At 34.8% G+C, this 12,452-nt stretch carries 8 protein-coding genes, 1 tRNA gene and 2 pseudogenes; 1 reads left to right on the forward strand and 10 read right to left on the reverse strand.

Annotated elements, in window-relative coordinates:
- The 8 genes and pseudogenes from RMR19_RS18285 to RMR19_RS18320 form a co-directional block, all read right to left on the reverse strand.
- Positions 1-263: pseudogene (locus tag RMR19_RS18285) on the reverse strand (cell division protein FtsA); the annotation flags it as partial.
- Between the two features lie 70 nt (positions 264-333).
- Positions 334-942, reverse strand: coding sequence for a dephospho-CoA kinase (coaE, locus tag RMR19_RS18290; protein WP_310604945.1), 609 nt, complete (start codon positions 940-942; stop codon positions 334-336).
- A 29-nt stretch (positions 943-971) separates the two neighbouring features.
- The gene (polA, locus tag RMR19_RS18295) at positions 972-3,659 is read right to left on the reverse strand and encodes a DNA polymerase I (RefSeq protein ID WP_310604946.1); all 2,688 of its coding nucleotides are present in this window, start codon (positions 3,657-3,659) and stop codon (positions 972-974) included.
- Positions 3,660-3,723: 64 nt separating this feature from the next.
- Positions 3,724-4,278 carry an anti-sigma factor family protein gene (locus RMR19_RS18300; protein ID WP_310604947.1) on the reverse strand — a complete coding sequence of 185 codons (555 nt, stop codon included), beginning with the start codon at positions 4,276-4,278 and terminating at the stop codon, positions 3,724-3,726.
- Between the two features lie 440 nt (positions 4,279-4,718).
- Positions 4,719-6,821, reverse strand: a complete 2,103-nt coding sequence (locus RMR19_RS18305) for a TerD family protein (protein WP_310604948.1) — start codon at positions 6,819-6,821, stop codon at positions 4,719-4,721.
- A gap of 92 nt (positions 6,822-6,913) precedes the next feature.
- Positions 6,914-7,414 carry a hypothetical protein gene (locus RMR19_RS18310; protein ID WP_310604949.1) on the reverse strand — a complete coding sequence of 167 codons (501 nt, stop codon included), beginning with the start codon at positions 7,412-7,414 and terminating at the stop codon, positions 6,914-6,916.
- A gap of 185 nt (positions 7,415-7,599) precedes the next feature.
- Positions 7,600-7,682: transfer RNA gene (locus RMR19_RS18315), tRNA-Leu, on the reverse strand.
- 243 nt (positions 7,683-7,925) lie between these two features.
- Complete coding sequence (locus RMR19_RS18320) at positions 7,926-8,780, reverse strand: sigma factor (RefSeq protein ID WP_310604950.1); 855 nt, start codon at positions 8,778-8,780, stop codon at positions 7,926-7,928.
- Between the two features lie 212 nt (positions 8,781-8,992).
- Between RMR19_RS18320 and RMR19_RS18325 the strand changes: the two genes are divergently transcribed.
- Positions 8,993-9,517 carry a peptidylprolyl isomerase gene (locus RMR19_RS18325; RefSeq protein WP_310604951.1) on the forward strand — a complete coding sequence of 175 codons (525 nt, stop codon included), beginning with the start codon at positions 8,993-8,995 and terminating at the stop codon, positions 9,515-9,517.
- A gap of 51 nt (positions 9,518-9,568) precedes the next feature.
- Here RMR19_RS18325 and RMR19_RS18330 read toward each other — a convergent pair.
- Positions 9,569-11,239: pseudogene (locus tag RMR19_RS18330) on the reverse strand (formate--tetrahydrofolate ligase).
- A gap of 149 nt (positions 11,240-11,388) precedes the next feature.
- The coding region (locus RMR19_RS18335; protein ID WP_310604952.1) for a DNA polymerase Y family protein at positions 11,389-12,452 on the reverse strand (1,064 nt) is incomplete at its 5' end.

Genomic DNA, 12,452 nt, shown 5'->3' on the forward strand with positions numbered 1-12,452 from the left:
CCCGCTTCCGATATAAATACATCACTCAGTGTAACATCAAGCTCTTTTTCTAATTCTTTTTTTACGTAGGCAATTGACTCCGCTACCTTTCCAATGTCATGTATCTGACCATCTAACATTGCTCTCTTATCATGCTCTTTAACACAGACTGCAGCTACTGTGAAATTGTGCTCATTCTCTCGATAGCCTACCGTGCCCACAATACTTCTTGTGCCGATATCTAATCCGAACACCATATGTTTTGGATATCTTGTCTGTTCCATTGAAATTGCCCCCAGAATCGTGCTTTTATAGTATCTTTTTAATACACCAATTATAACATATTTATCTATGCTAAACTAGTAAAAATTGTATCTCTTTTCTTAAAGTGTCTACATCACCATTATTATATAATATTTTGTCACAATTGTCACTGTAATCTGCATCACTCATTTGATTTTTTAAAATTGAAGCGATTTTTTCTTCCGAATAGCCGCGCCCACTCATTAATCTTTGTTTACGTACTTCTTCATTTACAGCTACATACCACACTGTATCGCATAAACCACGATACCCTGCCTCAATTAGTAACGCTGTTTCAATAACGATATAAGGCACTTGTTCTTCCTTCGTCTTTTGCTTATTTTCCTTTTTTATGTTTTCAATTTCATTGATAACATATTTCATCACCAACGGATGAATAAATGAATTCAATTTTTCCAACTTATCTTTATCAGCAAATACAATCCCACTTAATTGCTTTCGATTAATTTGCCCATCTTCATTGAGGATTTCAGTACCAAAATAAGAAACTACCTTTTGGTACCCCTCCTCGTCTTTATCATATAATTTTTTTGCAATATCATCTGTAATTATAAGATATGCACCATATTCTTTTTCCAAGATGTTCGCTACGGTTGACTTTCCGCTACCGACACCTCCCATTAATCCAATTACTTTCATAATCTGGCACAATTCCCTTCGTAAACTATTTATTTCGCTTCATACCAACTGTTACCTTGCTTCACTTCTACTTCCATTGGTATGCTAAGATTTACAGCCCCTTGCATCTCTTCTTTTAGAATCGCTGCTACTTGCTCAATCTCGTCCTTATGCGTCTCAATTAATAATTCATCGTGTATCTGTAATAGTAATCTTGATTTTAATTTCAAATCCTTTAATTTTTGATTCACACGAATCATGGCAATCTTAATAATATCTGCTGCTGTACCTTGAATTGGAGAATTCATAGCAACACGTTCTCCAAAAGAACGTTGCATGAAATTGCTAGAATTTAATTCTGGAATAGGTCTTCTTCTGTTAAACAGCGATGTAACATATCCCTTCTCTTTTCCCTCTCCTACAAGGTTATCAAGAAATTCCTTAACTTTTGGATACGTTGCAAAATATTGTTTTATATACATATCAGCTTCTTTTTTCGTTATATTAAGATCTTGGCCAAGACCAAATGAACTGATTCCGTATACGATTCCGAAATTAACTGCTTTCGCATCACTACGTTGTGCACTTGTAACTTCATCTAATGGCGTATGGAACACTTGAGAAGCTGTTATTTTATGAATATCTTGTTCTTGCTTATATGCATCAATAAGTCTTTCATCCGCTGACATATGCGCAAGTACACGTAATTCAATCTGTGAATAATCGGCATCTAGGAATACATATTCCTCTTCTGGTATGAATACTTTTCGAATCTGACGTCCAAGTTCCATACGAATTGGAATATTCTGAAGATTTGGTTCTGTACTGCTGATACGTCCTGTTGCTGTAATTGTTTGATTGAATTTACCATGAATGCGATTATCATCTGCAATATATACTGCTAAACCATCTGCATACGTAGACTTTAATTTTGTTAATTGACGATATTCTAGAATCTCATTTATAACTGGGTCTTCACAACGTAATTTTTCTAGCACATCAGCAGATGTTGAATATCCCGTCTTCGTCTTCTTAGCAAATGGCATATGCATCTTTTCAAATAGAATAACTCCCAATTGCTTTGGTGAGTTAATATTAAACTCTTCTCCTACATGCTCATAGATATTCTTCTCTAATTCTTTAATACGAACCTCTAGCTGGTTTCCGTACTCTTTCAGTGCTTCCTTATTGACACGAATACCTCTATATTCCATGTCATATAGGGTATAGATTAACGGCATCTCTATATCAACAAATAACCCTAATGATTCTGTTTCATGTAACGTAGCACTTAATTTCTCTAGTGCAAGATATGCTGTATAACTATGATAACAAATATAATTCTTGTATGTCTCCTTCTGACTTTCAAAAACATCTTTTTCTTTCGTCTTACCAAATAGTTCTTCTCTTGATGGAAATGTCATTTCAAGATAGTCTCTAGCAATATCATCATAATGATACGTATCCTTTAACGGATTCAATACATATGATGCAAGTCCCATATCATAGATTTTACTCTCATTTGTTGCTCGAATATAAAGAAGCATTTCTTTTAAGGAAACGACAGATAACATAATGTTCTTCTCTATTATTATATTTGCTCGTTCAATTATATATTCCGCTGAAATCTCCTTATTCACTTGTATATAGTAGCTTACTTTCTCCGAGTAAGTTAGTGCCGCTCCTACAACTTCATTCCCTATAATAGCTAGCATGAAACCTACTCTGTCTGTACTAACTCCATCTGCTACTAACTCCTCTAAATTCTTTGCTTCTTTTAACTGTTCTATCGACTGAAAAACCTTATCTGCCTCTTCTTTCGATGTAACCTCTATAAATTTCTCTTCTACCTTATCGTTTCGACTTACATTTGTCTCAAATCGATTAAGAAGACTCTTGAACTCAAATCGTTTAAATAACGCAAATGCTTCCGGCGTAAAGAGCAAAGGCATTTTCGCTTCTTCTAATTCATAATCTAATTCACAATCTATCTTAATTGTTGCAAGTTCTTTACTTAGCACTGCCAAATCATAATGCTCACGTAACGATTCTCTCGCTTTATTCGGCATAACTTCATCAATATGCGCATATGCATTCTCTACTGTCTCAAATGCTGTAAGAATCTTAGCAGCTGTCTTCTCTCCAATTCCAGGCACTCCCGGTATATTATCTGAAGCATCTCCCATCAAACCTTTTAAGTCAATAATCTGCGCCGGTGAAACTTGATACTTCTCAATTACTTCCGCAGTATTATAATTCTCGATTTCCGTTCCACCACGTTTCGTCTTTGGAATTCTTATTAGTATCTGTTCTGTAGCAAGTTGTAGTAAATCTCTGTCTCCTGAAACTAAGGAAACTCGCATTCCTTGTTCGCTACATCTTGTTGCAATTGTACCAAGAATATCATCTGCCTCATATCCAGCTTTTTCAACAGTACGAATACCCATCGCATGTAACACATCTTTTAATAGCGGAACTTGTTCACGCAATTCATCAGGCATTCCTTTTCTTGTTCCTTTATATTCCGGATATCTAATATGGCGAAATGTTGGATGCTTTACATCAAATGCTACTGTCAAATACTGTGCTTGCTCTTCCTCTAATATTTTCAGCATAATATTTATAAATCCGTAAATCGCATTCGTATGAATTCCTTCTGAATTCGTTAAATCAGGCACTCCATAAAAAGCACGATTTATAATACTGTTTCCATCTATCAAGACTATTTTATCACTCATTCGGTTAATTCCTTTCTGTGTTCCAATTCTTACTTTCTATAATATCGGTATCATATTACCCGTTTTATCTATTATACTCTTCTTTAATGTCAATATCATTCATGGGTTTGTCAATTCTCTCTTCGAAATCAATTGCTTCTCTTGTCTGACATCTTATAATATACTCCATGATGTCTTCATAATGATGTTCTATCTCTTTATTCAGCAAGGTCTGTTTATCCAAAAAATAATAATACTCCAAGAAAAAGTTACTCTCCTCCACTTTCTCTTCCTCTATGTCTGTTTCTATTATTGAACTTGAATTCACATTAACCAGAATGCAGAATACACAGCATACAATAATATAAATCATTCTTTTCCGTACATAATTCAATCTAACTCTACGTATTCTCTCCTCTGACTTATGCAGCGATTTTTCAAAATCAATATGAAGATCTCCTGATAAATTCTTATCCTCATCAAGTTGTTTCATACCAGTTAGGAGCGTAAAATAGACTTCTAATTCTTCTTTACAATCGGAGCAATGTTCTATATGCTTTAAAAACTCTTCTAGTTGGTCAACATCTAATTGGTCATTAATATATGGCATAATTAATGCTTGTGCTTCTTTGCAAGTCATATTGCTTAATGTGCTCCTTTCCCAAGTTCCTACGAAATAGATAGTTATGAACCCTTTTTCCCAAACACAATATATCTTTGTATTTAGGCTCTACTACTATAATAACACGAACATTCCTTTTTACAAAGAAATTCTTTTTTTAACCACTATATTATGTGCTTTACATATAGATTTATCAATTCAACATATTGATTTCTAGGGCGGAATTGATAATTTCTTGTTCCCGACTATAAAACAAAAAACCACACGATTTGTTTCATATCGAAAGGCTATGGGATTGGATACTTCCAAGACCCGTTATTCTTTCTCTATTTACAAATAGTGCAGTTTGAAACGACAACTTTTTTTGTTTGTGGAGATTATACCAACTATTTTCACCCAAAGAATTAGAAGGAAGTTGGTATATAGCCACAATTGGTAACCCTTTTCGAGTTACCGTTTTAAATATATTCTCCCATAAATACTTCTGTATCATAAGGAGTAATACCAGAATCTATATCAAATATAATATCTGCCTCTTTTTTGTTCTCCACTCTTGTACCTCTTGCTTTAATATGCAAATTTATGAGGTCGTACAGATTAGGTTTTATCATATTAACAATACTATAGCAAGTCGCTGCTACACCAGTAATATTACTTTCGACATTATTGCCACCTATATTACTATAACAGCCATCTAACGACAAATTCATATCACACCAAATAATCTCTCGTGTAACACAATCAAAAACAACAGGAATACATACAATACTTCGAGAAACCAAATCCATCTTCTGTTCAACTGTTTTTGGTTCATATATTTCACCAGAGCTAACATCGTTTCGATTCATCCAGCCAAACATAGCATGCGTTAAATCCGAATATTTTTGTCCTGAATAATTATAAACCTGATATACCACATATCTTGCCCCATACGCTGCAATAGATTCAATATCAACATCAAGAAACTCACTTACTCCATCACCATCTACCAAACCACCATTCGTAACATCACCAGAATGTACTGCTTGATACTCACTAGAATATAAATTCGTATACGATACATGTTCCTTATAGTTCCAGTTCTCATCAAAGATTGCAGCGGATAAATCAATATCCACTTGATAATCTTCTTCGTTATTCGTCCACCAAATAAATGCTCTTAGCACATTTGTATTCTTGGAAATCGAAATCTTTGACCCTCTTACCATTGTTTTTAAACTTTTACTTGCACTTCTCTGAGAAAAAGGAATTATGTGGTTTTTGAATTCCTCTGCTAAATATACCTTACCTAAACATTCTTTCGCTCTATAATTCTCAATTAATGCATTTTCGCAAATTAATACAATCGATTCACAATACTCTGCACCAATTATAGGCAAGTTATTCTTAATGGCATAACTTCTAGCGAGATTTCCTTTCGGAAAGAACACTCTTGTCTCTTGTTGATTTTCTCTGTGTGCAAAATGTTCCCTTACCTGTAACAAAACAGGCGTAGCTACATTAGCCACGACTTCATTAAAAGCTTCTATAACTGCATTCTTATCTTCTGTAATTCTCAAAAGATAATCTAATTTTCTAGCTAATTCACCTGGTCTTTTCTTCAATAGACTAAGGGTTTCTTTATCGTTTTCTTCTAAAATTGATTTTGTAACTTTCCCTGCAAATGTTTCGATTTTAACTCCATTTCGAAGTTTGTCAAATGCTGTAATTGCCTTTCCATATTGTGTTTCATCATATTCTTTCGGATGCAACCGCTCTCCCACACGAATCCATCGATTTTTGTATCGAAGCATATCTTCTTCAATTACATCGCAATTACATAACAGCTCTAATATTAATCTTCTCTCTTTTCTTTTAAAGCTTCTGAATTTGGTATTCGTTGCAAGACTGGTATCGCCGTCTGACATTGCCGTTATCAATCGCAAGACATCCGTTGCAGTTCTAAAGTATCTCTGAATATCTTTAGCTTGTGCTAATGGAGCATTCTCCAAATACAACTTACCAACTAATGCAATATTTTCTTTCAATGGGATATTATCTGGAAATTCAATGTTCCTCTTCTTAAAAATCCACTCAAGATCGTCTTTATCAGACTGTGAAATTGATGTCTTTGACTGGCACAGATTGAAAAAAATATCTCGCAGGTCATCTTCTGTTCCCAAATCAATTACTTTCACCTTCGTTTCATCAAACAATGGTAATCTTTTGTTTTTCTTTTCATCTGGATATAAAGTACCATTTGACCAATAATGAATCATGGCATTCAAATAAAGCTCTAATTCATTATATTTCATAACAGACCTTGGAAAATTGGGATACATAGGCTTATATACAACATTAGCCCCTATCATACTTTTTAATATCGGTATTAGTTCTATATAAAAACTCTGTAGTTCCTCTATAGATAAACTCTGTAACCGTTTAAATAGTTGTCCTGAAAATGTATATCCGAGATTTTCAACATTCTTCATAATAGTCACGATATACGAATTGTTTGGGCTTGTTTCTGTTCCTTTACTAACAATCACTTTATTCTTACGTCTCATCAAAATATCGTTCATTTTTTCACCCATTGTATCACCATTTTAATTGTGACACTACTCAAATTCCTTAATAATTCAATAGACTTTTTATCTTCATTTATGATATGTTGTTATGCGATTTTATTTTTAATATCTGCTATTTCTTTTTCAAGTAATTCAACCTTTTCTGTGAGATATAACATTTTCATTTCGTTAATTAAATCTTTATCAGCAACTTTTACTGTCTGATTTAGCTTGCTAATTAACGTTATATGATTTTCTGCTAATAATGAAATACTCTTGTCTGTTATATTTTCAAGGTGTAATCTTGTGTCAGTTACTTTTGTTTCGAGGTTCGTTACTGTTTCTTCGATGTTCGTTACCTTCGTTTCAAGATTCGTTACTGTTTCTTCAACGTTAGTTACTTTCGTTTCGAGATTCGTTACCTTTTCTTCAACGTTAGATAATGTACTTTTAACAGATATCATCTCGTTCATCATTGTTGCTTGTTCGTTTCTCATCGTTGTTTGTTCATTTTTCATTGCTGTTTGTTCATTTTTCATTGCTACTTGTTCTTGCTTTATTGATACTAATTCCGATAATATCAAATCCAGTTTTTCGCTATCAGTCATGCTATCTCTCCCCCTTGAATGTATTAATTATTGATATGATTATATCATATGTGAAAAATAAAGTCTATGTATCTTCATGCTTTTTACATCCATAGCACCTCAATATAAACTTTCACTCTCCTATTTTTTTATATCAAAAAACTCAGTATCTATTATTAATACTGAGTTTTTCTAGTTCCCTATAGTGCCGGCAGTGGGACTTGAACCCACACGGCGTTGCCACCAACAGATTTTGAGTCTGCCTCGTCTGCCATTCCGACATGCCGGCTTAGTTGATGAATATGTATCTTGCCTATCAACAAAATATATAGTAACACACAGAAAAGAAAAAAGCAAGCGAATTTTTCAAAATTTTCATGCAATACAAAAAATTTCATCAAAAATCATTTTAAAAAACAAATCTGTTTGCAAATGCAGTATATGAAGTTTTTGTGTTGCTATTCATGCCCAAGCCTTGCACTGCGTTGCAAGGCTTGGGCAAATAACGCAGAGCAACCAAGAATCCAGCTTCCTATTCTTCCTCCGACACAGACAATGTATCTTTGGCCAATTCTAAGATATCTTCCATTTCTGATTTATCTATCTTAGTAAACTGGACTAGTTCCTCTATTGTTGCTTCCCTACCATATTCTTCAGCTAATTCTTTCATAGTTGCACTAATAAAATTAACTTTTTCAACAATTCGATTCTCAAGAATTTTGTCATCTTGTTGCTCGGCAATTACAAACTCCATACTTTCACGGATACGATTTAAGATATATTCTGTTGTATCCGAGACAGATTCTGTTGGCACACGATTTGCTCCTGTATAAATCTCTTCCAATGCTGTCATTAATCCAATATTACCTTCTTGAATCAAATCACCAACAATAATTCCTCTTCCTTGATAACTTCTTGCAATTGTTACTACTTCACGAAGATGAAGTTCAAGAAGTCTCTCTTTCGCAGAACGATTCCCCTTACGTAACGATTGAAGTAGCCCTTCTATCTCACCTTCAATCATTGGACTTATCGCTTCCAAATCCTCAAGATACATTCTTATATACGATGCCTCTTCTTGCTCTAACCGTTGTTCTCTTTCATTTAATTCTTCTATTGCTTTCTTGCTCTCACTATCTACATATTCTTGTTCACTATCTGCCAGATTCTCTACCTGTTCCTCCATCGTCTTTGTCGCACGAATATATCCTTGGATTCGTATCTGGTTTGCTGCTAGATATTCATATACATGCCCCATCTGTTCCTCGGTAAACTCCGAATCATCTAATAGCTCTTTTATCTCATCTGTTGTAATTATATTATCCTGCGTCTTCGCTAAGTCAACAATCGCTGCTAACATAGCAAGAAAATTCTCTTTATCTTGCATAGCTTACATTCTCCTCTATCATTAAAATCTCTTTCTATAATATCATGAAACGCTCCATGCAACAACTGTTTGTCCAATATGTGTTACATTTTCTTTGACATCCGCTCCTTTTTCTATTATCATATACGTAGCATTGCCAACTATAGCGAATACTTTTTGCAAAACAAATGTCGGCAATTATCTAATACTCTTAAGAAAGAAGGAACTTAAACATGGCAGAAAAAAATCCTGTTGTTACAATTGAATTAGAAACTGGTGGAATTATTAGCGTAGAACTTTATCCTGAAATTGCACCAAACACAGTAAACAACTTTATCTCTTTAGTAAATAAAGGTTACTATAATGGTCTTATCTTCCACCGTGTAATCAAAGGTTTTATGATTCAAGGTGGTTGCCCAGATGGAACTGGTATGGGTGGCCCAGGTTACTCAATCAAAGGCGAATTCTCTATGAACGGATTTGATAACAACCTTATCCATTCAGAAGGTGTTATCTCTATGGCTCGTTCACAAATGCCAAACTCTGCTGGCTCACAATTCTTTATCATGCACAAAAATTCACCTCACCTAGATGGTTCTTATGCTGCTTTCGGTAAAGTAGTCGAAGGTATGGATGTTGTAAATGAAATTGCTGAGACACAAGTTGATTATTCTGATAGACCAACTTATGATCAAATTATGAAAACAGTAACTGTTGATACATTCGGCGTTACTTATCCAGAACCAGAAAAATGCTAATTAAAATCCCCATCATGCAAGGAATTTTCCTTGAACATGATGGGGATTTTTTTAGAATAATCCTGTAATTACTCCTGCTTCATTCACATCGATACCTTCTGCTGCTGGTTTCTTTGGTAAACCTGGCATCGTCATTACGGTACCAGTAATTGCTACTACAAATCCTGCTCCTGCAGATACATATACTTCACGAATGTGAATAGGGAAGTTTTCTGGTCTTCCAAGTAATGTAGGGTCATCTGATAATGAATATTGGTTCTTTGCCATACAAACTGGCATCGTAGCAAATCCAAGACTCTCTATCTTCTCTATTGCCTTTGAAGCTTGAACATCATATGTTACTTCTGATGAACCGTAAATCTTCTTTGCAACTGTTTCAATTTTTTCTGTGATTCAAAAGATATCATCATAAAGTACTTTGAAGTTACTTGGTTTTTCATCAATTGTCTTAATTACTTTCTTTGCAAGGTCAATTCCGCCTTCTCCACCTTTTTCCCATACTTCAGAAAGGGAGAATTCGCAACCGCGTGTCTCACAGAATTCTTTTACAAAAGCAAGTTCTGCATCCGTATCTGTTACAAATCTATTCAATGTAACAACTACAGGTACTCCATAGTTTTGTAAATTCTCAATATGTTTTTCAAGATTAACAATACCAGCTTTTAATGCATCTAAGTTTTCTCCAGCAAGATCTGCTTTTGCTACTCCGCCGTTGTATTTTAATGCTCTTACTGTTGCTACAAGAACAACTGCATCTGGTTTTAATCCTGCCATACGGCACTTAATATCAAAGAATTTCTCTGCACCAAGGTCTGCACCAAATCCTGCTTCTGTAATTACATAATCTGCAAGTTTAAGTGCTGTTTTTGTTGCTCTTACACTGTTACAACCATGTGCGATATTAGCAAAAGGTCCACCATGTACGATTGCTGGCGTTTGTTCTAATGTCTGAATTAAGTTTGGTTTTAAAGCATCTTTAAGCAATGCTGCCATGGAACCAACTGCATTAATTTCTTTTGCTGTAACTGGTGCTCCATCATAATTGTATGCTACAATGATTCTTCCAAGTCTTTCTTTTAGATCCTTCATATCATCAGCAAGACAAAGAATTGCCATAATCTCTGATGCTACTGTAATAATAAAATGATCTTCTCTTACGGTACCATCCGCCTTACGTCCAAGACCAACTACAATATTACGAAGTACACGATCGTTCATGTCTAAACATCTCTTCCAAACAATTTGATTCGGATCGATATTCAAGATATTTCCTTGTTGAATATGATTGTCCATCATTGCTGCTAATAAATTGTTTGCAGATGTAATCGCATGAAAATCACCTGTAAAATGTAAATTCAAATCTTCCATTGGTACAACTTGAGCATATCCACCACCTGCTGCACCACCTTTAATACCAAAACATGGTCCTAAAGAAGGCTCTCTAAGTGCGATAACTGCTTTCTTGTCCAATTTGCCAAACGCCTGTCCTAAACCTACAGATGTTGTTGTTTTACCTTCTCCTGCTGGAGTTGGATTAATAGCAGTAACTAAAACCAATTTACCATCTGGTCTATCTTTTACTTCTTCCCACAACTCATCTGTGAACTTCGCCTTATACTTACCATAAAACTCTAAATCATCTTCACTAATTTCAAGTTTCTGCGCTATTACTTTAATATGTTCCATTTGTGCTTCTTGAGCAATTTGAATATCTGTTTTCATTAATCGAGCCTCCATCTTATTATCTTTTTGTGTAACCTTTGCAGGCCACCAAATCGGCACTGCAAAACCAATAAGTTTTTCCTGCCATAATTGAAAACACTCTATAAACCATATTCATTATAACAAAGGGTATGTTTTTTTTCAACTCATTACTGCCTTGAATCTTCCTTTCTTGGCATATGGCTCAATTCATTATTCACAAAATTCGCTCGTTTTATCGAATCCATACCATATTTAGCACGAATCTGGTCGATTGCTTGATCCAATTTTTCTAGCTTTTCTCTCTTAGGCGAGAAATTTACGTTTTCCTCTAATTTACTTTCCTTATTGACCACAACATGCTTAGGTTCTCTCTCAAGCCCAAAATCAAACAAATTCAACTGTTTTGCTGCACTTTCATCTTCTATTCGTGTTGTTTGAATACCAAAGTTTCGTATCGGTTCTCCACTCCACAATTCCTTAAACAATTGACACGCAACTTCATAAATCTCATTCGTTAGATCTGTTGATTCTACTAATGTCATCTGATGAGAAACATGATGAAAATCGCAATCTACCAGACTTACTGCGATTACTCGTATCCGAACACCATCTCTTCGCAGCCTTGCTCCTACCGTTTCACTAAGCGATAGCAAAATCGTTCGTGCCGTGTCCTGATCCGTCACGTCAAACGGTACTGTTGTACTATTTCCGTACCCTTTATATGCCGCCGACTCTGTTAACACAATACTATCATCAATTCCATTTGCAAAATTATGAATCATTTCTCCATGTTTTTTTAGATTCAGTTTCACAATCTCGATATCTGCATTTGCCAAATCACCAATTGTTCGAATTCCCATATCAAATAATTTCTTCGATGTCGCTCTCCCTACAAAAAACAGTTCTGACACAGGAAGTGGCCACATCTTTCTTTTTATCTCATCTTGAAATAATGTATGCACTAAGTTAGGCTTCTCAAAATCAGAAGCCATCTTCGCAAGCAGTTTATTACTAGCTATACCAATATTCACGGTAAATCCTAATTCCATATTGATACGCTCTCTGATTTCATTTGCAACCACTAGAGGCGAACCATAAAGTGAAATCGTTTCACTCATATCCATATATACTTCATCTATGCTATATTGTTCTATACAAGGAGTATATTCTTTCAGCAATTGGACAAATGTTTCAGAATACATTCTATATATATCATGACGTGGTGGACCTA

It is taken from the genome of Anaerosporobacter sp., assembly GCF_031551385.1.
Classification (GTDB): domain Bacteria; phylum Bacillota; class Clostridia; order Lachnospirales; family Lachnospiraceae; genus Anaerosporobacter.

Excerpts from the sequence above, each read along its gene's own strand:
- coaE (WP_310604945.1), bottom strand. The coding sequence starts at position 942 with ATGAAAGTAATTGGATTAATGGGAGGTGTCGGTAGCGGAAAGTCAACC.
- polA (WP_310604946.1), bottom strand. The coding sequence starts at position 3,659 with ATGAGTGATAAAATAGTCTTGATAGATGGAAACAGTATTATAAATCGT.
- RMR19_RS18300 (WP_310604947.1), bottom strand. The coding sequence starts at position 4,278 with ATGACTTGCAAAGAAGCACAAGCATTAATTATGCCATATATTAATGAC.
- RMR19_RS18305 (WP_310604948.1), bottom strand. The coding sequence starts at position 6,821 with ATGAACGATATTTTGATGAGACGTAAGAATAAAGTGATTGTTAGTAAA.
- RMR19_RS18310 (WP_310604949.1), bottom strand. The coding sequence starts at position 7,414 with ATGACTGATAGCGAAAAACTGGATTTGATATTATCGGAATTAGTATCA.
- RMR19_RS18320 (WP_310604950.1), bottom strand. The coding sequence starts at position 8,780 with ATGCAAGATAAAGAGAATTTTCTTGCTATGTTAGCAGCGATTGTTGAC.
- RMR19_RS18325 (WP_310604951.1), top strand. The coding sequence starts at position 8,993 with ATGGCAGAAAAAAATCCTGTTGTTACAATTGAATTAGAAACTGGTGGA.